This is a genomic window from Mycobacterium sp. SMC-14, from assembly GCF_046250075.1.
Taxonomy (GTDB): Bacteria; Actinomycetota; Actinomycetes; order Mycobacteriales; family Mycobacteriaceae; genus Mycobacterium.
In genome coordinates, this window is record NZ_CP176429.1 from 1439760 (window position 1) to 1462765 (window position 23006).

Here is a 23006-nt window from a genome sequence, read left to right on the forward strand (position 1 = left end):
GCGTTACAGCGGGCTGGCCAACACCGTGGGCATTTCGTAGCCGCGCAACACGATCGAATCGCCCACCACCCAATGGGCCTGCTCGCTGATGCTGGCCGCGTACATGGTTTTGGCCGTCGTCAACACTGGCAGCGGTTGGGTCTTTGCCAATTCGCACAGCCGGGCGGCCTCGTTGACCGGCTCTCCGATCACGGTGTACTCGAAACGTTCTTTGGCGCCGACGTTTCCGGCCACGACCTGACCGGCCGCCACACCGATGCCCGCCCGGATCTCCGGCACCTCGGCGGCCAGGCGGTACAGGATGCCCCGGGCCGCGGCCAACGCGTTGTCCTCGGGCTGGTCGAGGTGGTTCGGGGCGCCGAAGATCGCCAGGGTGGCGTCGCCCTCGAACTTGTTGATCAGTCCCTGATGGCGGTCGACTTCGTCGACGACGACGGCGAAGAACCGGTTCAGCAGGGTGACGACCTCGGTAGCCGGCTTGGCGGTCACGATCTGCGTCGAGCCGACGATATCGACGAAAATGACTGCGACATGGCGCTCTTCGCCGCCGAGTTGAATCTGATCGCGTTCCGCGGCGGCGGCCACCTCACGCCCGACGTGGCGGCCGAACAGGTCGCGTACGCGTTCCCGCTCGCGCAGCCCGTGCACCATCGCGTTGAAACCGCTCTGCAGCTCACCGAGTTCGGTTCCGTCGAACACCACCAGGTCGCCTTGCAGATTGCCCTGTTCGACGCGCCGCAGAGCCGCGCGCACCACGCGCACCGGCGTTGCGGTGAGCCAGGACAGGATCAGCATCAGCAGGAACCCGAAAACCAGCGTCGTCACCGAGGCGATCAACACGGCGATGCCGAACTGCGTCAACGTCAGGTTCTTCAGCAGCACCGCAAACAAGGCCGTCAGGCCGATCCCCAAAATGGGGACGCCCGAGGTGAGCAGCCAGACCATCATGGTCCGGCCCATGATGCCCGACAGGATTCGCCGCGGCGGGGGGCCGGCGGCCAGCGCCTGTGCGGCCACCGGCCGCAACGCGAACTCGGTGAACAGATAGCAGGCGGTAGCCACGAGAATGCCGCACACGCTCATCGTGAAGCCGATGATCGGGATGAAGATCTTGTCGTGTATGCCGTAGAGCACGGTGAACAACACCGTGGCGACGCCCCACAGGGCCAGCACCACCTGCGCAACTCGCCACGGGGTGAGGAAGGCGTTGCGTTCGTCGTCGCGCGTCGGCGGCTGTTCCTTGATGGCCCAACGCAATTTCTTGATGGTGCGCCGGGTGATTCCATAGGTGCCGGCGACCACCGCGATCACCACGTAGGCCGGCACCAGCCCGAAGGTCAGCCACATTGGGGCGTCGGTGAACACATTGGGCACCGGAAAGGCCACCGTCACCAGCAGGACATCCACGGCGACACCGAGCAGGTTCGTCCCCACCATGACGATGGTCAAGATGAACTGAATACGGATCCGGCGCAGGTATTGGCTTTCCGACACCTGGCCTAACAGCCAGGAGCCGTATTCGGGTGTCTCGGGCAGCCGACCGCTCTGACGCGTGAGCATCTCCAGCGCGCGGCCCAGGCGTTGCGCGGTCGTCTTTGTCGGCTTCATCGTGGCGTAAGAATAATTGCTCGGCGCGGGCCTTTAAGGTGGATCGGATGCGACTCGTAATCGCCCAGTGCACCGTCGACTATGTCGGCCGGCTCACCGCGCACCTACCCTCTGCCCGGCGACTGCTGCTCTTGAAGGCCGACGGTTCGGTCAGCGTGCACGCCGACGACCGTGCCTATAAGCCGCTGAACTGGATGAGTCCGCCCTGCCGCCTCACCGAGGAGACCGGCGGTGAGTTGCCGGTCTGGGTGGTGGCGAACAACAAGACCGGCGACCAGCTGCGGATCACCATCGAGGAGATCGAGCACGACTCCAGCCACGAGCTGGGTGTCGACCCCGGCCTGGTGAAAGACGGCGTCGAGGCACAACTGCAGGCGCTGCTCGCCGAGCATGTCGAGCTGCTCGGCGAGGGCTACTCCCTGGTGCGCCGCGAATACATGACCGCGATCGGTCCGGTTGACCTGTTGTGTCGCGACGAAAACGGGCGCGCGGTCGCGGTGGAGATCAAGCGGCGCGGCGAGATCGATGGTGTGGAACAGCTCACCCGATACCTGGAGCTGCTCAACCGCGACAGTCTGCTCGCGCCGGTCAGCGGCGTGTTCGCCGCTCAGCAGATCAAGCCGCAGGCCCGCACGCTGGCCACCGACCGCGGTATTCGTTGCCTGACACTGGATTATGACGCGATGCGCGGCATGGACAGCGACGAATTCCGGCTGTTCTGATCGCTTGCCGGAATAGCAGCGCTCCGTCGTGCGTTGCAGGACCGCATGGCACTCGATGATCTTTTCCAGCCGCTGACGATCCGCTCGCTGACCGTTCCCAATCGGTTCGCTATGGCGCCGATGACCCGTCAGGCTTCGCCGGGCGGTATTCCGGGTAGCGATGTGGCCGAGTACTACCGCCGCCGTGCCGCGGGCGGTGTGGGGCTGATCATCACCGAGGGCATCCGGTTGCCCGACCCGGCTGCGGGATTCCCGGTCAGCGTGCCGACGCTCGCCGGCGACCAGGTGCTCGCCGGATGGCGCCGTGTCGTCGACAGTGTCCACGCCGAGGGTGCAACGATCGCCGCGCAGTTGTGGCACCAGGGGATTGAGCGCCGCGATGACGACGGCGTGGAACCCGTCGGCCCGTCGGGTATCGACGGGCACGGGGAACCGCGGGGCCGCGCACTGCGAACCGAGGAACTCGCCGAAACCGCACAGCTGTACGCCACCAGTGCCGCCACCGCACGAGACCTCGGCTTCGACGCGGTGGAGATTCATGGTGCCCACGGCTACCTGCTCGATGAATTCTTCTGGGAGCGCACGAATCGACGTACTGACGGCTACGGCGGATCGCTGGCCGCTCGCACACGTTTCCCGGCCGAGGTGGTTGCCGCGGTGCGCGCTGCGGTCGGCCCGGACTATCCGATCATCTTCCGCTTCTCGCAGTGGAAGGGCACCGACTACGCGGCATCGATCGCCGAGGACCCGACCCAGTTGCAGGAACTGCTCACGCCGCTGGTCGAGGCCGGCGTGGATGCCCTGCACCCGTCGACGCGCAGGCACTATGCCCCCGGGTTCCCCGATCATGACGGTGAGTTGAGCCTCGCTGGGTGGACCAAGAAGGTGACCGGGGTGCCGGTCATCGCGGTCGGGTCGGTCGGGCTGGAGACACAGTTCCGCAGCGAGAAGCGTGGTGAGGTGATTGCGCCCGCACCGGTCGACCGGCTGGTCGAACAGTTCGACGCCGGGGAGTTCGACGCGGTGGCCATCGGGCGCGCGCTGCTCGCCGACCCGGCATGGGTGAATCGGCTACGTGACGGCCAGCTGGACGGGTTCGGCGGCTACGACGCGGCGGCCGCGCTGTCCAAACTGGCCTGATGGGGGGTCACTAGGCTGATCGGCATGGCTCGTCGCCGCAGTCCGTCGCGTCGGCAACAGCCGCTACGGCCGCTGCCGCTGCAACGGCGCGTGGAGACCGGCCCCGACGGCTACGAATACGTCGTCTTGCCCATTGCCGGCCCGCGGGCCGTGAAGGTCTACCGGTGTCCGGGGTGCGATCACGAAATCCGTTGCGGCATAGCGCACGTGGTGACCTGGCTCGCTGACTCGGGTGATTCTGCGGTCGAAGACCGACGGCATTGGCATACCCCGTGTTGGGTCAACCGCAACAACCGGGGCCCGACCCGCAAGTGGTCCTAGTAGCCCCGACCCATAAAGCTCAGTGCGCTTCCGCGTTCGCGGCGGGCTCGACCAGCTCGACCAGCACCCCGCCGGCGTCCTTGGGGTGGATGAAGTTGATCCGCGAGTTCGATGTGCCGCGTCGCGCTACCTCGTAGAGCAGCCGGACGCCCTGCTCACGCAGCCGCTCGGAGAGCGCGTCGATGTCGCTGGTCCGGTAGGCCAACTGCTGCAGGCCGGGGCCGCGCTTGTCCAGGAATTTCGCGATCGTCGACGACTCGTCGATCGGGGCCATCAGCTGAATCTGGGCGCTGCCGACCGGGGCGCCGCGCACCGCAAGCATCGCCTCGACGATGCCCTGCTCCTCGTTGACCTCTTCGTGCAGCACGATCATCCCGAGTTTGTCGTGGTACCACTTCTTGGCCACTTCCAGGTCCGGGACCGCGACACCGACGTGGTCGATCGCCGTCACCAAGGCCGAGGCCAGGGCGGGGCGTGCCTCACAGGGGTCAGCGACGGATTCGGTCGTCATAACGTAACGGTAACCTGAGCGGAAACATCGTGCTGCGCCGACCGGAAGATCGGCCCCTCATACCCGCCCGGGAGGTAGTCATGACGACATCGGTGATCGTTGCTGGGGCTCGGACCCCGATCGGCCGGCTGATGGGTTCGCTGAAGGATTTCTCCGGCAGCGACCTGGGGGCCGTCGCCATCGCGGGGGCGCTGGAGAAGGCGCAGGTACCGGCGTCGCTGGTGCAGTACGTGATCATGGGCCAGGTGCTCACCGCGGGAGCCGGCCAGATGCCGGCCCGGCAGGCGGCGGTGGGCGCGGGCATCGGCTGGGACGTGCCGACGCTGACCATAAACAAGATGTGCCTGTCGGGAATCAACGCCATCGCCATGGCTGACCAGCTGATTCGCGCCGGCGAATTCGACGTGGTGGTGGCTGGCGGGCAGGAGTCCATGAGCAAGGCTCCGCACCTGCTGCTGGACAGCCGGTCGGGCTACAAGTACGGCGACGTGACGGTACGCGACCATCTGGCCTACGACGGTCTGCACGACGTCTTCACCGACCAGCCGATGGGTGCCCTCACCGAGCAGCGCAACGACGAGGACAAGTTCACCCGCGCAGAGCAGGACGAGTTCGCGGCCGAATCGCACCGCAAGGCCGCCGCGGCGTGGAAGGACGGCGTTTTCGCCGACGAGGTGGTGCCGGTCAAGATCCCGCAGCGTAAGGGGGATCCGCTGGAGTTCACCGAGGACGAGGGCATCCGGGCCAACACCACCGCGGATTCGCTGGGTGGTCTCAAGCCAGCGTTCCGTAAGGACGGCACCATCACCGCCGGCTCGTCGTCGCAGATCTCCGACGGTGCCGCCGCCGTGGTGGTGATGAGCAAGGCCAAGGCGCAGGAACTGGGTCTGGACTGGCTGTGCGAGATCGGGGCGCACGGCGTCGTGGCCGGGCCGGATTCGACCCTGCAATCCCAGCCGGCCAACGCGATCAAGAAGGCCATCGCCCGCGAGGGCATCACGGTCGACCAACTCGACGTGCTGGAGATCAACGAGGCGTTCGCCGCGGTCTCGCTGGCCTCGACCCGGGAACTCGGCGTGAACCCCGACGTCGTCAACGTGCACGGTGGCGCGATCGCCGTGGGCCACCCGATCGGGATGTCCGGGGCACGCATCACGCTGCACGCCGCTCTCGAGCTCAAGCGACGTGGTTCGGGCTACGCGGTGGCCGCGCTCTGCGGTGCCGGTGGCCAGGGCGACGCACTGATCCTGCGCGCGGGGTAGCGCGTCCCTACGGTTGCGTAGGTTGCTGGCCCGCTCGTTTCCGCGCCGCGCCACCCCAGTGTGATCTTGGTCATAGCGGGGCGGTGGGGCGGGAAAACGGCCGTCGGCGGCGCCGGGAGGACGGCGTGACAGACTTGACTGCGTGACGCGTCCTCGACCCCCCATCGGCCCGGCCTTGGCCGGAGCAGTGGACCTGTCCGGCCTCAAGAAGCCGGCACAATCCGGCGGTGCCGCCGGTAACGCCCCGGCCCCGCCGGGCGCCACCGAGATCACCGAGGCCAACTTCGAAGACGAGGTGCTGGTCCGGTCCAACCAGGTGCCCGTGGTGGTGCTGCTGTGGTCGCCGCGCAGTGAGGCCTGCATCCAGCTGGCCGATTCCCTCGCCGCACTGGCCCAGGAGGACAACGCCGAGGGTGCGCCCAAGTGGTCGCTGGCGACCGTCAATGTCGACGTCGCCCCGCGGGTGGCGCAGGTGTTCGGCGTGGATGCGGTTCCGACTGTGATCGCGCTGGCCGCCGGCCAACCGATCACCAGCTTTCAGGGGCCCCAGCCGCCCGACCAGCTGCGGCGCTGGGTGGACTCGCTGGTGTCGGCCACCGCAGGCAAGCTTGCCGGCGGCGGCGACGCTGAGGAGCCCGAGCAGGTGGACCCAGTATTGGCGCAAGCCCGCGATCAACTCGACGCCGGTGACTTTCCCGCGGCGCGCGCCTCTTATCAGGCGTTGCTGGAGACCGACCCCAACCACGTCGAAGCCAAGGGGGCGCTGCGTCAGCTCACCTTCCTGGAACGCGCTACCGGTCGGCAACCCGATGCGCCGGCGCAGGCCGACGCCGATCCGGGCAACGTCGAGGCGGCCTTCGCCGCGGCCGACGTGCAGATCCTCAACCAGGACGTGACCGCGGCCTTCGACCGGCTGATCGCATTGGTGCGACGGACCGTCGGTGACGAGCGGACCGCGGTGCGGAGCCGGCTGGTGGAGCTGTTCGAGCTGTTCGACCCCGCCGACCCGGAGGTCGTCGCCGGCCGGCGCAGCCTGGCCAACGCGCTGTACTGACCCAGCGGGCCCCGCTATTCGGGCGCCAGCCACACGGCCGATAGGGCCGGTAGCACCAGCACCGCGGAGGCCGGACGGCCATGCCACGGATCTTCGGTGGCCAAGACTCCGCCCAGATTGCCCGCGCCAAAACCGCGGTAGCCGACCGCATCGGTGTTGAGCACCTCACGCCAGCGGCCGGCCCGGGGCAACCCCAGGTGGTAATCGGCGTGGGTGACGCCGGCGAAATTGAACACACAGGCCAGCACTGACCCGTCGGTGCCGTAGCGCAGGAAGCTCAGCACGTTGTTGGCCGAGTCGTTGGCATCGATCCAGGAGTAGCCCCGCGGGTCGGCGTCCTGGGTCCACAAGGCGGGCAGCGCGCGGTAGTGGGCGTTGAGGTCGCTGACCAGGCGCAGGATGCCGGGGGAGTAGCCGTCGGGCTCACTCTCGGGGTCGAGCTGGAACCAGTCGACGCCGCGTTCGTTGCACCACTCGGCGCGCTGGCCGAATTCCTGGCCCATGAACAGCAATTGCTTGCCGGGATGCGCCCACTGGTAGGCCAGCAGGGCGCGCAGGCCGGCAGCCTTGTGGTGGTCATCGCCGGGCATCCTGGACCACAGGGTGCCCTTGCCGTGCACCACCTCGTCATGGCTGACCGGCAGCACGTAGTTCTCGCTGAACGCGTACAGCATCGAGAACGTCATGTTGTGGTGGTGGTAGCTGCGGTGGACAGGATCGTGGCCGAGGTAGGCCAGGGTGTCATGCATCCAGCCCATGTTCCATTTCATCGAAAATCCCAGTCCGCCAAGGCTGGTGTCCCGAGTCACTCCCGGCCACGAGGTGGACTCCTCGGCGATGGTCACGATGCCGGGCGCGATCCGGTGGGTGGTCGCGTTCAACTCCTGCAGGAACTGCGCCGCCTCCAGGTTCTCGCGACCGCCGTGGATGTTGGGGGTCCACCCGCCGTGCGGGCGCGAATAGTCCAGGTAGAGCATCGATGCGACGGCGTCCACCCGCAGCCCGTCCACGTGAAACTCGGTCAGCCAATACAGCGCGTTGGCGACCAGGAAGTTGCGGACCTCCGGGCGGCCGAAGTCGAAGACGTAGGTGCCCCAGTCGAGTTGCTCACCGCGGCGCGGATCGGAGTGCTCGTAGAGCGGAGTCCCGTCGAATCGGCCCAGTGCCCAGTCGTCCTTGGGGAAGTGCGCCGGCACCCAGTCCACGATGACGCCGATACCGGCACCGTGCAGCGCGTCGACCAGCGCCCGGAAGTCGTCGGGGGTGCCGAACCGCGCAGTCGGCGCGTAGTACGACGTCACCTGATATCCCCACGACCCGCCGAACGGATGCTCCGCTATCGGCAGCAGCTCGACATGGGTGAAGCCCTGCTGGACAACATATTCGGTCAGTTCGACCGCCAGCTGGCGGTAGGTGAGCCCCGGACGCCACGAGCCCAGATGGACCTCGTAGGTGCTCATCGGCTCGCTGACCGGGTCGCGCGTGGCGCGTTGGGCCATCCAGTCGGCGTCGTTCCAGGTGTAGTCGCTGATCGTCACCATCGATGCGGTGCGCGGCGGCACCTCGGTGGCGTAGGCAAACGGATCGGCCCGCTCGGTGACGGTGCCGTCGGCCCCGTGGACACGGAACTTGTAGAGCCCGGCGGTGGGGAAGTCGGGCCAGAACACCTCCCAGATGCCGGAGGAGCCCAACGACCGCAGCGGGGTGTCGTCACCGGCCCAGCCGTTGAAATCACCGATCAGACTCACCCCGGTGGCGTTGGGTGCCCACACCGCGAAGGACGCGCCGGACACCTCGCCGTCGGGAGTGGTGAAGCTGCGGTGCTGAGCCCCCATCACCTCCCAGAGACGTTCGTGGCGTCCCTCGGCGAACAGATAGAGGTCGAACTCGCCCAGGGTTGGCGCAAACCGGTACCCGTCGGCGACCGTCTGCACGCCGGTGGGCTCGGCGAACTCAGCCGTGTCCGGGTAGTGCACCTCGAGCCGGTAATCGATGAGTCCGGTGAACGGCAGTGCCGCCGCGAACAACCCGGAGCCCAGGTCGCGCATGACGAAGCGTTCAGTACCGACGAGCAGCACTACGCGCCGAGCGCGCGGGCGCAGCGCCCGGATGACGGTGGTCTTGCCGTATTCGTGAGCGCCCAGGATGGCGTGCGGATCGTGGTGTTCACCGGCGCGCAGCCGGGCCAGGTCGGCAGGATGGGGCGCCAGGTGTCGGGTCATCGTGCTCATCAGCGGCGCAGCTGCTCGATGCGGGCACCGGCGTTGATCGGCGGCATGGTGACGATGTGAGCGACCGCTCGTGCCGGGTCCAGGCGCACGTAATTGTCCTGGCCCCAGTTGTAGTCCTCGCCGCTGATCTGGTCACGCACCCAGAAGCGTTGGTAATCAGGCATTCCCAGTGCCCACATGTCCAGGTGCAGTGTCGCCTGCTCGGCGCCGAACGGGTTCAGCGTGACGACCACCAGCACGGTGTCACCGGTAGCTGGGTCGAACTTGCTGTAGGCCAGCAACGCGTCATTGTCGACATGATGGAAGTGCACGGTGCGCAGCTGGTTGAAAGCCGGATGCAGGCGTCGAATCTCGTTGAGCCGGACGATGAACGGCTCCAGGGAGCGTCCTTCGGCTACAGCGCCGGCGAAGTCGCGGGGCCGAAGCTCGTACTTCTCCGAATCGAGGTACTCCTCGCTGCCCTCGTGCACTGCACGGTCCTCGAACAACTCGAATCCGGAGTACACGCCCCACGCCGGGCCCAACGTCGCCGCCAGTACCGCACGAATGGCGAACATCCCGGGGCCGCCGTGCTGCAGGCTGGCGTGCAGGATGTCGGGGGTGTTGACGAACAGATTCGGTCGGCGGAAGTCGGCGAGCTCGGCGATCTGCCGGCCGAACTCGGTGAGCTCGGACTTCGTTGTCCGCCAGGTGAAGTACGAATAGGACTGGGTGAATCCCAGCTTGGCCAGTCCGTACTGGCGCGCCGGTGGGGTGAAAGCCTCGGACAGAAACAGCACATCCGGGTCGATGTTCTTGACGGCGGCGATCAACCAGAGCCAGAAGTCAGGGGGCTTGGTGTGCGGGTTGTCGACCCGAAAGATCTTCACCCCGTGTTCCATCCAGAACCGGACGACCCGCAGCACTTCCGCGTACAGGCCGGCCGGATCGTTGTCGAAGTTCAGCGGGTAGATGTCCTGGTACTTCTTCGGTGGGTTCTCCGCGTAGGCGATGGTGCCATCAGGTAGCTCGGTGAACCATTCCCGATGCCGGGTGGCCCAGGGGTGATCCGGTGCGCACTGCAGCGCCAGGTCCAGCGCGACCTCCAAGTCGAGCCGGTGCGCCGCCGCGACGAAGGCGTCGAAGTCGCCGACGTCGCCCAGTTCCGGATGCACCGCGTCGTGGCCGCCCTCGGTGCTGCCGATGGCCCACGGTGAACCCACATCGCCGGGTTCGGCGGTCGCGGAGTTGTTGCGGCCCTTGCGATGTACCCGGCCGATGGGGTGGACCGGTGGCAGATACACCACGTCGAAACCCATCTCCGCGATCCGGGGCAGTGCTGCGGCCGCGGTGGCGAACGTGCCGTGCACTGGCCGGCCCTCGGCATCCCAGCCGCCGGTAGAGCGCGGGAACATCTCGTACCAGGCACCGCGGCGTGCCAACGGCCGATCCACCCAGACCTGATACTCGACGCTGGGGGTGACCAGGTCACGCAGTGGATAACGGGCCAGCAGCTCGTCGAGTTCGGCAGACAGCGCCGGCGCCGCCCGCGACACCGGATCGCCTGGGGCACGCAACGCGGCGGCCGCCGCCAGCACCGGTTCACGCTGTGCGGACGGCACCCCGGCTGCGGCGCGGTCGAACAACGCGGCGCCGATCAACAGATCATTGGACAGCTCGGCTGCGGCCTGGCCGGCGTCGAGCTTGGCGGTCACCGCGTGTCGCCAGCTCTGCAGCGGATCCCCCCAGCCCTCGACGCGGAAAGTCCACAAGCCGACGGCGTCGGGAGTGAAGGCGCCGTGAAACACGTAGGCGTCGAACCCGGTATGCATGGGCAGCTGCAGCGCCGAGCCGGTCGTGGCCGCGGGCGGGGGATCGCCGGGTAGCGGGTAGCGGAGCCCCACGTAGCGCACCGCCAACGTCGCCGCGACGGCCTCGTGGCCTTCACGCCAGACCGTGGCCTTGACCGGCACGGTCTCACCGACCACGGCCTTGGCCGGGTAACGGCCGCATGAGACGACCGGTTCGACATCGTCGACCTCGACTCGGCCAGCCACAACACTCCGTTCGTCGTCGGGCCCTATGCGCCCACGTTAACCGTCCGGCGACGCCGACCGGAACCGAGCGAGGTGTTCACAACCGAATCTCGCCAGCCTCAGCTTCGGTAAGGTGGCGACAGTGAAGGCCCTCCGCCGGTTCACCGTTCGCGCCCACCTGCCCCAGAGGCTGCTGGCACTCGAGCAGCTGTCGATGAACCTGCGCTGGTCGTGGGAGCAGCCGACTCAGGAACTGTTCGCCGCCATCGACCCCGAATTGTGGGACGGGTGTGGCCGTGACCCCGTAGCGCTGCTGGGGGCGGTCAGCCCCGCGCGGCTCGAGGAGCTGGCCGCCGATCAGGAGTTCACCGGCCGGCTTGACGCGTTGTCTGCCGACCTCACGGCGTACTTGACCAGGCCGAGGTGGTACCAGCACCAGCAGGACGGCGGGGCGGCGCTGCCGACGGCGATCGCCTACTTCTCGATGGAGTTCGGTGTCGCCGAAGCTCTGCCCAACTACTCGGGCGGCCTGGGGATCTTGGCCGGGGATCACCTCAAGTCGGCGTCGGATCTGGGCGTGCCGTTGATTGCGGTGGGGCTGTATTACCGGTCCGGGTATTTTCGTCAAGCGCTGACCGCCGACGGCTGGCAGTGCGAGACCTATCCGGCACTGGACCCGCAGGGGCTGCCGTTGCGGCTGCTGGTCGATACGGACGGCCGACCGGTGCTGATCGACGTCGCATTGCCGGGTGCCGGTCGGCTACGGGCCCGGATCTGGGTGGCGCAGGTCGGTCGAGTGCCGTTGCTGCTGCTGGATTCCGACATCGGCGAGAACCCGCACCAGCTGCGCGGAATCACCGACCGGTTGTACGGCGGCGACCAGGAGCACCGGATCCGGCAGGAGATCCTGGCGGGGATCGGCGGCGTGCGGGCGATCCGCGAATTCACCCGTTTGCAGGGCATGCCCGCTCCCGAGGTCTTTCACATGAACGAGGGGCATGCGGGGTTCCTCGGCGTCGAACGCATCCGTGAGCTGATCGCTGAACAGGGCCTGGATTTCGACACCGCGCTGGCCGTGGTCCGTTCGGCGACGGTGTTCACCACCCACACCCCGGTCCCGGCCGGAATCGACCGATTCCCCGCCGACATGGTGCGCCGCTACTTCGACGACAGTGTTGACGCCCTGGTCGCCGGCGTGCCCACCCAGCGGATCATGGAACTGGGCGTGGAACACGATCCCGGCATGTTCAACATGGCCCATATGGGCCTGCGGCTGGCGCAGCGCGCCAACGGTGTCTCCCGGTTGCACGGCCGGGTCAGCCGGGTCATGTTCAACGACCTGTGGCCCGGGTTCGACGGCGACGAAGTGCCGATCGGCTCGATCACCAACGGGGTGCACGCGCCGAGTTGGGCCGCGCCGCCGTGGCTGCAGCTCAGTCGCGACGTGGCTGCTCCCGACTCGTTCAGCGAGCCGGCGGCCTGGCAGCGTCTTCAGCAGGTCGATCCGGTGTCGCTGTGGTCCATCCGCTCGCAGCTGCGGGCGCTGCTCGTCGACGAGGTCCGGTTGCGGCTGTTGCAGTCGGGGTTGGAACGCGGCTCCTCGGAGGCCGAGTTGGGCTGGATCGCCACGGCATTCGACCCCGACGTGTTGACCATCGGCTTCGCCCGCCGGGTGCCGACGTACAAGCGGTTGACGCTGATGCTGCGTGATCCCGACCGACTGGAGCAGCTGCTGCTCGATGAGCAGCGCCCTGTCCAGCTGATCGTTGCCGGCAAGTCCCATCCGGCCGACAACGACGGCAAGGCGCTGATTCAGCAGGTGGTGCGGTTCGCCGACCGCCCGGAGGTGCGGCACCGCATCGCATTCCTGCCCGACTACGACATGTCGATGGCGCGGCGCCTCTACTCCGGATGCGATGTCTGGCTGAACAATCCGCTGCGCCCGTTGGAAGCCTGCGGTACCTCGGGAATGAAGAGCGCGCTCAACGGCGGGCTGAACCTGTCGATTCGTGACGGCTGGTGGGATGAGTGGTTCGACGGCCAGAACGGCTGGGCGATTCCCACCGCGGACGGCGTCGCCGACGAGAATCGGCGTGACGATCTGGAAGCCGCGGCGCTCTACGACCTGCTGGCGTCATCGGTGGTACCGAGGTTCTATGAACGCGACGACCGGGGCGTGCCGCCGCGCTGGATGGAGATGGTGCACCACACGCTGCAGACGCTGGGACCGAAGGTGCTGGCGTCGCGGATGGTGCACGACTACGTGGAGCAGTGTTACGCCCCGGCCGCTCAGTCGGTGCGGCGCACCTGCGAGCCGATCGACGGCGTGCCCTACGGCGCGGCACGTCAGCTGGCCGACTACCGGCGCCGAGCCGAAGCGGCCTGGCCGCACATCCAGATCACCGACGTCGACAGCACCGGGTTGCCCGACGCGCCCTGGTTGGGTTCGGAGCTGACGCTGACCGCCTCGGTGCGGCTGGCCGGGCTGCGGCCGGACGAGGTGGTGGTGCAGGCGGTGCTGGGCCGGGTGGATTCCGGTGACACCCTGCTGGAGCCGGTCACGGTGGCAATGTCGCACGCTCACACCGACGCTGACGGCACGGAAGTGTTCTCCACGACCAGTCGGCTACCGGTCGCCGGATCGGTGGGCTACACCGTGCGGGTGCTGCCGTGCCATCCGTTGCTGTCCGGTGACGCGGAGCTGGGACTGGTCACGTTGGCCTGAGGCCGGCAGGGGGCGGCGTGAGCTTTCCCGTCGGTGAGATTGCGCTCAGGGCTGCGATTCGTCGAAATCGACGACCTTCAGTGCAATCTGAAAGGTTCGCCGGCCCGCGGAGAACGCGGGATCACGGGAAGCGGGCCAGGCAGCGATCGAAATCGCCGAGCACCCCGGTGCGGTAGGCATCGATGCGAGAGAACCCGGCCGGCACCGATTCGCCGTTGATGTCGCCGGCGGCCAGGCCGTTGGTCAGCAGCCCGGCGACCGCTTCGTCCAGATCACCCGCCGTCAAGGCGATCCTGCCGCCGTTGGAGGTGGTGACGCCCTGGGATAGCCGAGTGGTGGCCACCCCCGTGAGGCATGCCGTGCGCAGCGCGGCCGCGGCATTGTCGAGCACCAGCCCGCCGTGCTCGATCTGCACGCGCTGCAGGTACCGCGAGATCAGCGCCGAATAGGCAGTGTTGTCGCCGGTCAGCGTCGCCAACTTCTGGTCCTTGCTGGGGGTGCCCATGGTCTGCAGGGCCGGCAGGTCGACCGCGATGGTGTTGGTCGCCGGGCAATACGAGGCCGGCGGGCTGGGGCGGGCGTCCGAGCACGACGATGCCGCCGCGGTGTCGAAGGTGAGTTTCGGTGGCTGGGCCGGCGTGAACGCAATGTTCATCGCGTCGAGGACCAGTTGCACCGATTCCTCGCTGACGGGCACCTCGCCGGTCTCGTCCTGTTGCAGCTGAACGGGCAATTCGCCGCGCCGCCGCTCGATCTCCTTGGCATCGATGGCCTGGCATGACCCGGCGCCGTCGGTGAACCCGAACTGGAACGCTGAGATCCGCTCGAAGGCCGAGCCATGCTCGTTGTTGCCGATCGTCTCGTCGGGGCCGAGCAACGGATCGCGCAGCGCCAGCATCGCGGCCAACACGCTGTTGAGACCGTCGCCGGTGCTCAGCGTGAACCGGGGGGAATCGCCCTGCGCCACCCAGCGCAGGTAGACACCGGCCAGGCAGTCGGCCTGTTGCTCGGCCACCAGTGTCGGGGTCTGGCGCCGCTTGGTGATACCGGCGGTCCGGGCGATCGCGTGGCCGTACTCGTGGGCGAGCACCATCGTGATCGCCATGTCGCCATAGGCGCTGCGCAGCGCGGGCAGCAGCAGCCGGCGATCCCAGCCGATGGTGTTGTCCAGATAGCAGTAGGCGGCATTGACCAGCAGGAAAGTCCTACTGTCACAGAACTTTCCGCGTAGTTGCGCCGGATCCCAGGACAGCAGGGATTTCGCCGGCTTGAACTCACCGTCGAAGGTGTTGGGATAGGTCGTGGTCCAAAACGCCTCAAGGTCGCTGACCGACTGGGCGGCCAGCTGATCGATGCGCCCGCCGTCGGTCCCGTTGACCTCCCGGGTCGGCGGCGGCGCGTCAGGGCGCAGCCCGGTGGGCCCGTCGACGGCCTGCAGGCCGCCCACCCGGAACGGGTCGGCGAAGACCGACACCGGGTTGCCGTCGAGCATCCGGGCGCACCCGCTCAGCAATAACACCAGCGTGCAGGCGGTGGCGAGAACCCGGCGGTTCAGCGAGCCTCGACGAAGGAGAGGCGAAGCTGGGGCCGGCGCATAAACGCGGCGGTTCAGCGAGCCTCGACGAAGGAGAGGCGAAGCTGGGGCCGCCGCATTAACCCGGCGGTTCAGCGAGCCTCGACGAAGGAGAGGCGAAGCTGGGGCCGCCGCATTAACACGGTGCCGTCGGCGGGCAAGGCGCATGGGGTATCACGATAGTGCGCTCAGGCGCCGCGCAGCCGCTGTAGCGCCAGCTGCACCTTCGCGGTGTCGGTGGTGCCCCAGAACGGCGGCAGTGAGGCCCGTAGATAACCGGCGTAGCGGGCGGTGGCCATCCGGGAGTCGAGTACCGCCACCACGCCCCGGTCGTCGTTCCCGCGCAGCAGCCGGCCCGCGCCCTGGGCCAGCAGCAGGGCGGCGTGGTTGGCGGCCACCGCCATGAAGCCGTTGCCGCCGCGCGCGGTGATGGCGCGCTGCCGAGCGGTCAGCAGCGGATCATCGGGTCGCGGGAACGGGATGCGGTCGATGAGGACCAGCGACAGTGACGGTCCCGGTACGTCGACGCCCTGCCACAGCGACAGCGTGCCGAACAGCGAGGTCTCGGCGTCATCGGCAAACTGCTCGACCAGCGCGCCGGTGGTGTCCTCGCCCTGGCACAGCACCGGGGTGTCGAGGCGCTCGCGCATCGCTTCGGCCGCCGCACGTGCCGCCCGCATCGACGAGAACAGGCCTAGGGTTCGGCCACCGGCCGCGGTGATCAGCGCGGTGATCTCGTCGAGTTGTTCGGCGGTGCCGGTGCCGTCGCGTCCGGGTGGCGGCAGGTGCGCGGCGACGTAGAGGATGCCCGCCTTGGCGTGCGCAAACGGCGAGCCGACATCGAGTCCCCGCCAGCGCGCGGCCTGCGGATCCTCGCCGCGCCGCAGACCCCAGTCGCCGGCCATCGCGTCGAAGGAGCCGCCCACCGTCAGCGTTGCCGAGGTCAGCACCGTCGTCGCGCGAGCGAACAGTCGCTCGCGCAGCAGGCCCGCCACCGACAGCGGTGCCACCCGCAACACCGCCCTGACCGAGCCCCGGTTGTCTTCGTGGCTGAGCCAGACCACGTCGTAGCGGTCGGGGATGGCCGGCTCGAACGAGGTCAGGATCCGGGCCGCGGTGTCGGCGATCTCGGTCAACGCGGCGACGGATTCCTTGCGCGCGGCCGCGGCCTTGGGATCGGCGGGTGCGGTGTCGATGGCCGCGCGGGCCGCGCCGGCGGCATCGCGCAGGGCGGCCAGATAGGTGGCCAGCTCGTCGTCGAGGTGATCCATCCGGCCGGGAGTGCCGTCGTGAATCGCCGAGCCGAACGTCAGCGATGCGGCGTCGAGCCGCTGGACCAGCTCGGGGGAGACCAGCCGGCCGACGCGACGCACCGCGACGCTGAGCATGGTCGCGCTCAACTCGGCGGTCGCCACCGAGGTCACCCGGTCGGCGAGCTCGTGTGCCTCGTCGATCACCAGCAGGTGATGCTCGGGCAGCACGGTGGTGTCGGAGATGGCGTCGATGGCCAACAGCGCATGGTTGGTGACGACGACGTCGGCCTCGGCAGCGACGGCGCGGGCCCGCTCGGCGAAGCAGTCCGTGCCGTACTCGCAGCGCACGGCGCCCACGCATTCCCGCGCCGACACGCTGACTTGGGACCAGGACCGTTCCGGTACACCGGGTTTGAGGTCGTCACGGTCGCCGGTGTCGGTGTCTTCCGCCCACGCGGTGAGTCGCTGAACGTCGCGGCCCAGGGCGCTTGCCGCGAACGGATCGAACAGCTCGGCCTGCGGCTCGTTGTCGGACTCTTCGGCTATGCCGCTGTGGACCTTGTTCAGACACAGGTAATTCCGTCGGCCTTTGAGCAGTGCGAAGGTAGGACGCCGGGGCAACACCTTTTCCAGGGCACCGGCCAGACGCGGCAGGTCACGGTCGACGAGCTGGCGCTGCAGGGCGATGGTCGCGGTAGACACCACGACCGGGTCTTCGTCGGCCAGCGCCCGCGCGATCGCCGGAACCAGGTAGGCCAGCGACTTGCCGGTACCGGTGCCGGCCTGCACCGCCAGATGCTCGCCGGTGTCGAAGCAGCGCGCTACCGCCTCGGCCATGCGCACCTGGCCCTCGCGTTCGCTGCCGCCCAGTGCGGCTACCGCGGCGGCGAGCAGCTCGGATACGGACGGGTCAGCCATGGTGTGCACACGGTAGCCCGCTTGGCGATCTGCGCGCTCATCCGTCAGCCCGTGGCGGCGGACCGGGCCACCAGATAGGTTCCGTGCCCCTCGATGACCAAGCCGTCGTGGGCGAATCGCAGAACCTCGTTGACGAGTCCGCCGTTCTGATTGCGGTAGTTGATGACGATGGTGTCGATACCGCGGTATACGTCTTCGACGACGAAATGCAGATCCGGCATGCGCTGCAGAGCGCCGGACCAATAGTGGCGCAACGCGGCCTTGCCGAGGATCACCCCGGCCGTCTCGGGATACATCTGCGCGGCCACCGGGGAGGTGAATTCCGCGTCGTCGTGAAAGTGCTCTAGGACTGCGTCCACGTCGTGGTTATTCCAGGCCCGCACCCACTCCTGGCTGAATGTTGCCGCATCGATATCCATGCTGGCGCACGGTAGCCGTATCGGCGTTCGTGCCCCACCGATTTTCCGGCAGCTGCCGCTACCCTGAAACGATGACCGAGCGGTTGCCCGGCGGGGCGGTGCATGAACTTCCCGATGACCTGCGTGACGGGCTGACCGTCAGTGCCGCGGCATTGGCTGCGTGGCTGGACATTACGCCCTTGGCGCGCAACGAGTTCATCTGCTGGGTCGAGGACGCCAAGCAGCAGGTGACCCGCGAGCGACGGATCCGCCGCACGCGCGAGGAGCTCGAAGAAGGCATGCGCCGCCCGTGCTGCTGGCCCGGATGCAAGCACCGGGAACGCAACGGCAAGTAGTACGGCGCTCAGTCACCACCGGGAACCAGCCGCGTCGGGATCGCCGGCTCGCCGTGCGCGAGTTTGAGCCCCTCCCACGGCAGGCTGTGCAGCCCGGCCACCACGCGCTCGCGTGCCGCGGCCAGCGCCGTCGCCCCGGTGGGGGTCACCACGTCACCGCCGCGTACCAGCGGAACGGTCAATGTCCGGGCCCGCGCGTCCACTGCTGGTGGGCGACCGGCCGGGTAGATGACCTCCTCGGTGACGATCCCGCTCTCGCGGGCGACCCGTAGCGCCTGTTTGAGTCCGCCCTGCGACTCTTTGCCGGTGCTGCGCTTGTGCACGGGCTTGCCGTCCACCTCGACCAGTTTGTAGACGAACCCGGCCGCGGGCACTCCTGAGCCGGTCACCAACGCGGTGCCGACGCCGTAACTGTCGACCGGCGCGGCCCGCAGCGCCGCGATGCCGTATTCGTCGAGATCACCGGAGACCACGATCTTGGTGACGGTGGCACCCAGCCGGTCCAGCTGGTCACGGACCTGATGGGCCAACGCCGCCAACTCCCCGGAGTCGATGCGGACCGCGCCGAGTCCCGGTCCGGCCGCCGCGACGGCGTTGGCCACCCCGGTGGTGACGTCATAGGTGTCCACCAGCAGCGTGGTGTCGACGCCTTGGGCGGCGACCTGGGCGCGGAACGCCGCCAACTCGCCGTCGGCGCCGGTATGTAACAGGGTGAAAGCATGTGCGCTGGTGCCCAGCACCGGCACACCGAAGCGGCGGTGCGCCTCCAGATTGGAGGTTCCGGCAAACCCCGCCAGGTAGGCGGCCCGGGCCGCGGCCACGGCGGCTTGCTCGTGAGTGCGCCGTGAGCCCATTTCGATCAGTGGTCGTCCGCCGGCTGCGTTGGCCATGCGAGCGGCCGCCGAGGCGATCGCGGTGTCGTGGTTGAAGATCGACAGCAACAGTGTCTCCAGCACGACGCACTCAGCGAAGCTGCCCTGCACGCCGAGCACCGGGGACCCGGCGAAATACAGCTCGCCTTCGGGGTAGCCGTCGATGTCGCCGCGGAAGCGGAAATCCGCCAGGAAATTCACGGTCGCGCGATCCAGGAACCCCGAGAGCAGATCCAGCGCGGCGTCGTCGAAGGTGAACCCGGCCAGGGCCTGCAGAAACCGGTCGGTGCCGGCGACCACCCCATAGCGGCGCGCCTCGGGCAGGCGGCGGGTGAACATTTCAAAGCCGACCCGCCGACCGGCCGTGCCGTCGCGCAGCGCCGCGGCGAGCATGGTCAGCTCGTATTTGTCGGTGAGCAGCCCGCCGCACCGGGCCGGAGAGTTCACCACCCAACCGTATCGGCTGGACTGCACCTCACCTCGGCTCGGTATCCTGACCGGTATGGCCACGTCAGCACCGACGTCCGCCCCGGTGAAACCGCAGGGCACCGGACAGCGGCACGCCGAACCGGTCGAAGAGACGGCGTCCCCGTGGGTGACCATCGTCTGGGACGACCCGGTCAACCTGATGACCTACGTGACCTACATCTTCCAGAAGCTGTTCGGCTACAGCGAGCAGCACGCGACCAAGCTGATGCTGCAGGTGCACCACGAGGGCAAGGCGGTGGTGTCGGCGGGAAGCCGTGAGTCGATGGAGGTCGACGTGTCCAAGCTGCATGCCGCCGGGTTGTGGGCGACCCTGCAGCAGGACCGCTAAGACTCAACCGAAGGGAACCGGACTTCACCGTGCAGAAATGGAAGCGGGTAGAGACCGACGACGGGCCCCGCTTCCGGTCTGCGCTGGCCCTTCACGAGGCCGCGCTGCTCCGGAACCTGGTCGGCTCGATCGTCGGGATGCTCGATGCACGGGAGTCCTCTTCTCCACCAGACGAACTTGAACAGATCACCGGGATACGAACCGGCAACACCCGAACGCCCGAAGACGCCACGACACGCCGGCTGTTGCCGGATTTCTACCGTGCCGAAGGCGGTGAGGACGGCTCGGGCGTCGACGCGGGCGGCCTGAACGCAGCGCTGCGCAGTCTGCACGAACCGGGGATCATCGACGCCAAACGTGGCGCGGCACAACAAGTGCTGGCCACGGTCCCCGAACAGGGCGGCCGTTTCGAGTTGACCGAAGAGCAGGCCAACGCGTGGATCGCCGCGGTCAACGACATCCGCCTCGCGCTGGGCGCCGTGCTCAAGATCGGCCCCGATGGCCCCGATCAGCTGGCGGCGGGTGATCCAATGGCTGGTCAGCTCAACGTGTATCAGTGGCTCACCGTGCTGCAGGAATTCCTGGTGGTCGCCCTGATGGGAAGGTCCAGGCGATGACAGGGATGGGTTCGATCACCGATGTCGCCGGCATCCGGGTGGGCCACCACCAGCGGATCGATCCGGACGCGACACTGGGCTCGGGCTGGGCCACCGGCGTCACCGTCGTTCTGGCACCACCCGGGACGGTCGGTGCCGTCGACGGTCGCGGTGGGGCGCCGGGCACCCGCGAGACCGACCTGCTTGACCCGGCCAACAGCGTGCGCTGGGTGGACGCGGTGGTGCTCTCCGGCGGCAGTGCCTACGGACTGGCCACCGCCGACGGCGTGATGACCTGGTTGGAGGAGCAGGGCCGTGGCGTGGCGCTGGACGGCGGCGTGGTGCCGATCGTGCCGGCCGCGGTCATCTTCGACCTGCCGGTGGGTGGCTGGGATCGACGGCCCACCGCCGAATTCGGCTACGCGGCCGCGGACGCGGCCGCCGGTCCTGACGGTGAACATCCTGCGTCGGGCAGCGTAGGCGCCGGAGCGGGGGCGCGCGCCGGGGTCTTCAAGGGTGGCGTGGGAACCGCGTCGATGACGCTCGAACTCGGGGACGACGTGGTCACCGTGGGCGCGATCGTGGTGGTGAACCCCACCGGCGAACTCATCGACCCCACCACCGGTCTGCCTTGGTCGACGCTGCTCATCGAAGAATTCGGTCTGACGGCGCCGCCGTCCGAACAGTTGGCGATCCTCGCCGGGCTGGAGCCTAAAACCCTGGCGCTCAACACCACCATCGCCGTGGTGGCCACCGACGCCGCGCTCAGCCCGGCGGGCTGCCGGCGCGTGGCGATCGCCGCGCAGGACGGGCTGGCCCGCACCATCCGGCCCTCGCACACTCCGGTGGACGGCGACACGGTGTTCGCGTTGTCGACCGGGACCATCGAGGTTGCGCCGCTGCCGGGAACACCGGCTGCGATGTCCCCGGAGACGGGCTTGGTCGCGGCGGTCGGCGCCGCGGCGGCGGATACCCTGGCCCGGGCGGTGCTGTCGGGGTTGCTGTGTGCCGATCCGGTGGCCGGGATCCCGACCTACCGGGGCACTGTGCCGGGCGCATTCGCCGACCGGCCCGGTGACCGTTCGGGAAGGCCGTGAGATGGGCATGACGCCCCGCGGTGCGGCAGCATCGGCACCGCCGCCCGAGGAGAAATCCCTCTGGCGCACCGGCGGGGCCACCATCATCGCGTTCGTCGGGCTGCTCTACCTGGTCGAAGCCGTGGATCAGGTCGGCGGACACCGGTTGGACCACAACGGCATCCGGCCGCTGGAGACCGACGGCCTGTGGGGGGTGCTGTTCGCCCCGCTGCTGCACGCGAACTGGGCGCACCTGTTGGCCAACACCGGCCCCGCGCTGGTGCTGGGCTTCTTGTTGACGTTGACCGGGCTGTCCCGGTTTGTGCTGGCCACCGCGACCATCTGGATTGTCGGGGGACTGGGGACATGGTTGATCGGCAACGTCGGGTCATCGTGCGGGCCGACGGACCACATCGGTGCCTCCGGCCTGATCTTTGGGTGGCTGGCCTTCCTGGTGGTGTTCGGGTGGTTCACCCGGCGGATCTGGCAGATCCTGGTCGGGGTCGTGGTGCTGTTCCTCTATGGCGGCATTCTGTGGGGAGCGGTACCGGTGTTGAACGTGTGCGGTGGGGTGTCTTGGCAGGGCCACCTGTGCGGGGCGCTCGCCGGGGTGCTGGCCGCCTATTGGCTGGCGGGTCCCGAACGTAAGGCCCGGAAGCTTCGGCGGGGGGCAGCCGCGTGAGCCCGATCGGAATCTTCGACTCCGGTGTCGGCGGGCTGACCGTGGCCCGATCGATCATCGACCAGTTGCCCGACGAGGACATCATCTACGTCGGCGATACCGGCAACGGCCCCTACGGCCCGCTGAGCATCCCCGAGGTCCGTGCGCACGCCCTGGCCATCGGGGACGACCTGGTCGCGCGTGGCATCAAGGCGTTGGTGATCGCCTGCAACACCGCATCGGCGGCGTGCCTGCGCGATGCGCGGGAACGCTACGACGTGCCGGTCATCGAGGTGATCCTGCCGGCGGTGCGCCGGGCGGTAGCAACCACCCGCAACGGCCGCATCGGGGTGATCGGGACCCAGGCGACCATCGCCAGTCACGCCTACCAGGATGCGTTCGCCGCCGCCCGTGACACCGAGATCACCGCGGTGGCCTGCCCACGCTTTGTCGACTTCGTCGAGCGCGGGATCACCAGTGGCCGGCAGGTGTTGGGACTGGCCGAGGGGTATCTGGAGCCACTGCAACGCGCCGGGGTCGACACCCTGGTGTTGGGCTGCACGCATTACCCGCTGTTGTCGGGATTGATCCAGCTCGCGATGGGTGAGCAGGTGACGCTGGTGTCCAGCGCCGAAGAGACCGCCAAGGAACTGTTGCGGGTGCTCACCGAACGCGACCTCCTACGGCCACATGAGGCTGCCCCGGCAACGCGGGTCTTCGAAGCCACCGGTGATCCGGAGGCGTTTGCTGACCTGGCTACCCGGTTTTTGGGACCGGCCATCACCGGTGTCGGACCCGTCCACCGCCACGCCCCATTGCGCTAGTCGGTGATTTCGATGACGAATAGTGAGCAAAGCGCCGGTGTCTTCGTCATGCTCGCGGCGAACATGGCACAGT

At 68.2% G+C, this 23006-nt stretch carries 20 protein-coding genes; 12 read left to right on the forward strand and 8 right to left on the reverse strand.

The genetic code is table 11. From position 1 onward, the window contains the following. Positions 1 to 3: 3 nt before the first annotated feature. Positions 4 to 1608, reverse strand: a complete 1605-nt coding sequence (locus ACKY0W_RS06880) for an adenylate/guanylate cyclase domain-containing protein (RefSeq protein WP_409436934.1) — start codon at positions 1606 to 1608, stop codon at positions 4 to 6. A 47-nt stretch (positions 1609 to 1655) separates the two neighbouring features. Between ACKY0W_RS06880 and nucS the strand changes: the two genes are divergently transcribed. Genes nucS through ACKY0W_RS06895 form a run of 3 tightly spaced genes read left to right on the forward strand, consistent with a single transcriptional unit; the run spans position 1656 to position 3791 of the window. Further along, positions 1656 to 2330, forward strand: coding sequence for an endonuclease NucS (gene nucS, locus ACKY0W_RS06885; RefSeq protein WP_409436935.1), 675 nt, complete (start codon positions 1656 to 1658; stop codon positions 2328 to 2330). 45 nt (positions 2331 to 2375) lie between these two features. Then, positions 2376 to 3470, forward strand: a complete 1095-nt coding sequence (locus ACKY0W_RS06890) for an NADH:flavin oxidoreductase (RefSeq protein ID WP_409436936.1) — start codon at positions 2376 to 2378, stop codon at positions 3468 to 3470. A 24-nt stretch (positions 3471 to 3494) separates the two neighbouring features. Further along, the gene (locus ACKY0W_RS06895) at positions 3495 to 3791 is read left to right on the forward strand and encodes a hypothetical protein (RefSeq protein WP_409436937.1); all 297 of its coding nucleotides are present in this window, start codon (positions 3495 to 3497) and stop codon (positions 3789 to 3791) included. 19 nt (positions 3792 to 3810) lie between these two features. Here the strand turns inward: ACKY0W_RS06895 and mce are convergent, their stop codons facing one another. Continuing rightward, complete coding sequence (gene mce, locus ACKY0W_RS06900; protein ID WP_409436938.1) at positions 3811 to 4302, reverse strand: methylmalonyl-CoA epimerase; 492 nt, start codon at positions 4300 to 4302, stop codon at positions 3811 to 3813. An 80-nt stretch (positions 4303 to 4382) separates the two neighbouring features. Between mce and ACKY0W_RS06905 the strand changes: the two genes are divergently transcribed. Both ACKY0W_RS06905 and ACKY0W_RS06910 read left to right on the forward strand, forming a co-directional pair. Further along, the gene (locus ACKY0W_RS06905; protein ID WP_409436939.1) at positions 4383 to 5564 is read left to right on the forward strand and encodes an acetyl-CoA C-acetyltransferase; all 1182 of its coding nucleotides are present in this window, start codon (positions 4383 to 4385) and stop codon (positions 5562 to 5564) included. A 142-nt stretch (positions 5565 to 5706) separates the two neighbouring features. Further along, positions 5707 to 6618 carry a tetratricopeptide repeat protein gene (locus ACKY0W_RS06910; RefSeq protein WP_409436940.1) on the forward strand — a complete coding sequence of 304 codons (912 nt, stop codon included), beginning with the start codon at positions 5707 to 5709 and terminating at the stop codon, positions 6616 to 6618. A gap of 14 nt (positions 6619 to 6632) precedes the next feature. On the opposite strand, the gene glgB is transcribed toward ACKY0W_RS06910, so the two are convergent. Next, positions 6633 to 8849, reverse strand: a complete 2217-nt coding sequence (glgB, locus tag ACKY0W_RS06915) for a 1,4-alpha-glucan branching protein GlgB (protein WP_409436941.1) — start codon at positions 8847 to 8849, stop codon at positions 6633 to 6635. Beyond that, positions 8849 to 10885, reverse strand: a complete 2037-nt coding sequence (locus ACKY0W_RS06920) for an alpha-1,4-glucan--maltose-1-phosphate maltosyltransferase (RefSeq protein WP_409436942.1) — start codon at positions 10883 to 10885, stop codon at positions 8849 to 8851. The genes glgB and ACKY0W_RS06920 overlap by 1 nt, the downstream gene beginning before the upstream one ends. 121 nt (positions 10886 to 11006) lie before the next feature. Between ACKY0W_RS06920 and glgP the strand changes: the two genes are divergently transcribed. Continuing rightward, positions 11007 to 13589, forward strand: coding sequence for an alpha-glucan family phosphorylase (gene glgP / locus ACKY0W_RS06925; protein ID WP_409436943.1), 2583 nt, complete (start codon positions 11007 to 11009; stop codon positions 13587 to 13589). A gap of 121 nt (positions 13590 to 13710) precedes the next feature. Here glgP and ACKY0W_RS06930 read toward each other — a convergent pair whose 3' ends face one another. From ACKY0W_RS06930 to ACKY0W_RS06940, 3 genes are all read right to left on the reverse strand, one after another. Then, positions 13711 to 15081: a neutral zinc metallopeptidase gene (locus ACKY0W_RS06930; protein WP_409436944.1), complete on the reverse strand. Its 1371-nt coding sequence runs from the start codon at positions 15079 to 15081 to the stop codon at positions 13711 to 13713. 269 nt (positions 15082 to 15350) lie between these two features. Beyond that, positions 15351 to 17333, reverse strand: a complete 1983-nt coding sequence (locus tag ACKY0W_RS06935) for an ATP-dependent DNA helicase (RefSeq protein WP_406760070.1) — start codon at positions 17331 to 17333, stop codon at positions 15351 to 15353. Between the two features lie 44 nt (positions 17334 to 17377). Beyond that, positions 17378 to 17752 carry a nuclear transport factor 2 family protein gene (locus ACKY0W_RS06940; protein WP_409436945.1) on the reverse strand — a complete coding sequence of 125 codons (375 nt, stop codon included), beginning with the start codon at positions 17750 to 17752 and terminating at the stop codon, positions 17378 to 17380. A gap of 71 nt (positions 17753 to 17823) precedes the next feature. Between ACKY0W_RS06940 and ACKY0W_RS06945 the strand changes: the two genes are divergently transcribed. Continuing rightward, a complete protein-coding gene (locus ACKY0W_RS06945; RefSeq protein ID WP_409436946.1) occupies positions 17824 to 18087 on the forward strand; it encodes a YdeI/OmpD-associated family protein in 264 nt (87 codons plus the stop codon). An 8-nt stretch (positions 18088 to 18095) separates the two neighbouring features. Here the strand turns inward: ACKY0W_RS06945 and ACKY0W_RS06950 are convergent, their stop codons facing one another. Continuing rightward, positions 18096 to 19406: a nicotinate phosphoribosyltransferase gene (locus ACKY0W_RS06950; RefSeq protein ID WP_409436947.1), complete on the reverse strand. Its 1311-nt coding sequence runs from the start codon at positions 19404 to 19406 to the stop codon at positions 18096 to 18098. A 55-nt stretch (positions 19407 to 19461) separates the two neighbouring features. Between ACKY0W_RS06950 and clpS the strand changes: the two genes are divergently transcribed. Genes clpS through murI form a run of 5 tightly spaced genes read left to right on the forward strand, consistent with a single transcriptional unit; the run spans position 19462 to position 22933 of the window. Further along, positions 19462 to 19776, forward strand: coding sequence for an ATP-dependent Clp protease adapter ClpS (gene clpS, locus ACKY0W_RS06955; protein WP_409436948.1), 315 nt, complete (start codon positions 19462 to 19464; stop codon positions 19774 to 19776). Positions 19777 to 19805: 29 nt separating this feature from the next. After that, on the forward strand, positions 19806 to 20393 hold the full coding sequence (locus tag ACKY0W_RS06960) for a DUF2017 domain-containing protein (RefSeq protein WP_406760074.1): 588 nt from the start codon (positions 19806 to 19808) through the stop codon (positions 20391 to 20393). Positions 20394 to 20398: 5 nt separating this feature from the next. Next, positions 20399 to 21469, forward strand: coding sequence for a P1 family peptidase (locus tag ACKY0W_RS06965; RefSeq protein WP_409437676.1), 1071 nt, complete (start codon positions 20399 to 20401; stop codon positions 21467 to 21469). 1 nt (position 21470) lies between these two features. Continuing rightward, positions 21471 to 22130, forward strand: a complete 660-nt coding sequence (locus ACKY0W_RS06970; RefSeq protein WP_409436949.1) for a rhomboid family intramembrane serine protease — start codon at positions 21471 to 21473, stop codon at positions 22128 to 22130. After that, complete coding sequence (gene murI, locus ACKY0W_RS06975; RefSeq protein ID WP_409436950.1) at positions 22127 to 22933, forward strand: glutamate racemase; 807 nt, start codon at positions 22127 to 22129, stop codon at positions 22931 to 22933. The genes ACKY0W_RS06970 and murI overlap by 4 nt, the downstream gene beginning before the upstream one ends. Positions 22934 to 23006: the final 73 nt, after the last annotated feature.

Excerpts from the sequence above, each read along its gene's own strand:
- ACKY0W_RS06880 (WP_409436934.1), bottom strand. The coding sequence starts at position 1,608 with ATGAAGCCGACAAAGACGACCGCGCAACGCCTGGGCCGCGCGCTGGAG.
- nucS (WP_409436935.1), top strand. The coding sequence starts at position 1,656 with ATGCGACTCGTAATCGCCCAGTGCACCGTCGACTATGTCGGCCGGCTC.
- ACKY0W_RS06890 (WP_409436936.1), top strand. The coding sequence starts at position 2,376 with ATGGCACTCGATGATCTTTTCCAGCCGCTGACGATCCGCTCGCTGACC.
- ACKY0W_RS06895 (WP_409436937.1), top strand. The coding sequence starts at position 3,495 with ATGGCTCGTCGCCGCAGTCCGTCGCGTCGGCAACAGCCGCTACGGCCG.
- mce (WP_409436938.1), bottom strand. The coding sequence starts at position 4,302 with ATGACGACCGAATCCGTCGCTGACCCCTGTGAGGCACGCCCCGCCCTG.
- ACKY0W_RS06905 (WP_409436939.1), top strand. The coding sequence starts at position 4,383 with ATGACGACATCGGTGATCGTTGCTGGGGCTCGGACCCCGATCGGCCGG.
- glgB (WP_409436941.1), bottom strand. The coding sequence starts at position 8,849 with ATGAGCACGATGACCCGACACCTGGCGCCCCATCCTGCCGACCTGGCC.
- ACKY0W_RS06930 (WP_409436944.1), bottom strand. The coding sequence starts at position 15,081 with ATGCTCGACGGCAACCCGGTGTCGGTCTTCGCCGACCCGTTCCGGGTG.
- ACKY0W_RS06935 (WP_406760070.1), bottom strand. The coding sequence starts at position 17,333 with ATGGCTGACCCGTCCGTATCCGAGCTGCTCGCCGCCGCGGTAGCCGCA.
- ACKY0W_RS06940 (WP_409436945.1), bottom strand. The coding sequence starts at position 17,752 with ATGGATATCGATGCGGCAACATTCAGCCAGGAGTGGGTGCGGGCCTGG.
- ACKY0W_RS06945 (WP_409436946.1), top strand. The coding sequence starts at position 17,824 with ATGACCGAGCGGTTGCCCGGCGGGGCGGTGCATGAACTTCCCGATGAC.
- clpS (WP_409436948.1), top strand. The coding sequence starts at position 19,462 with ATGGCCACGTCAGCACCGACGTCCGCCCCGGTGAAACCGCAGGGCACC.
- ACKY0W_RS06965 (WP_409437676.1), top strand. The coding sequence starts at position 20,399 with ATGGGTTCGATCACCGATGTCGCCGGCATCCGGGTGGGCCACCACCAG.
- ACKY0W_RS06970 (WP_409436949.1), top strand. The coding sequence starts at position 21,471 with ATGGGCATGACGCCCCGCGGTGCGGCAGCATCGGCACCGCCGCCCGAG.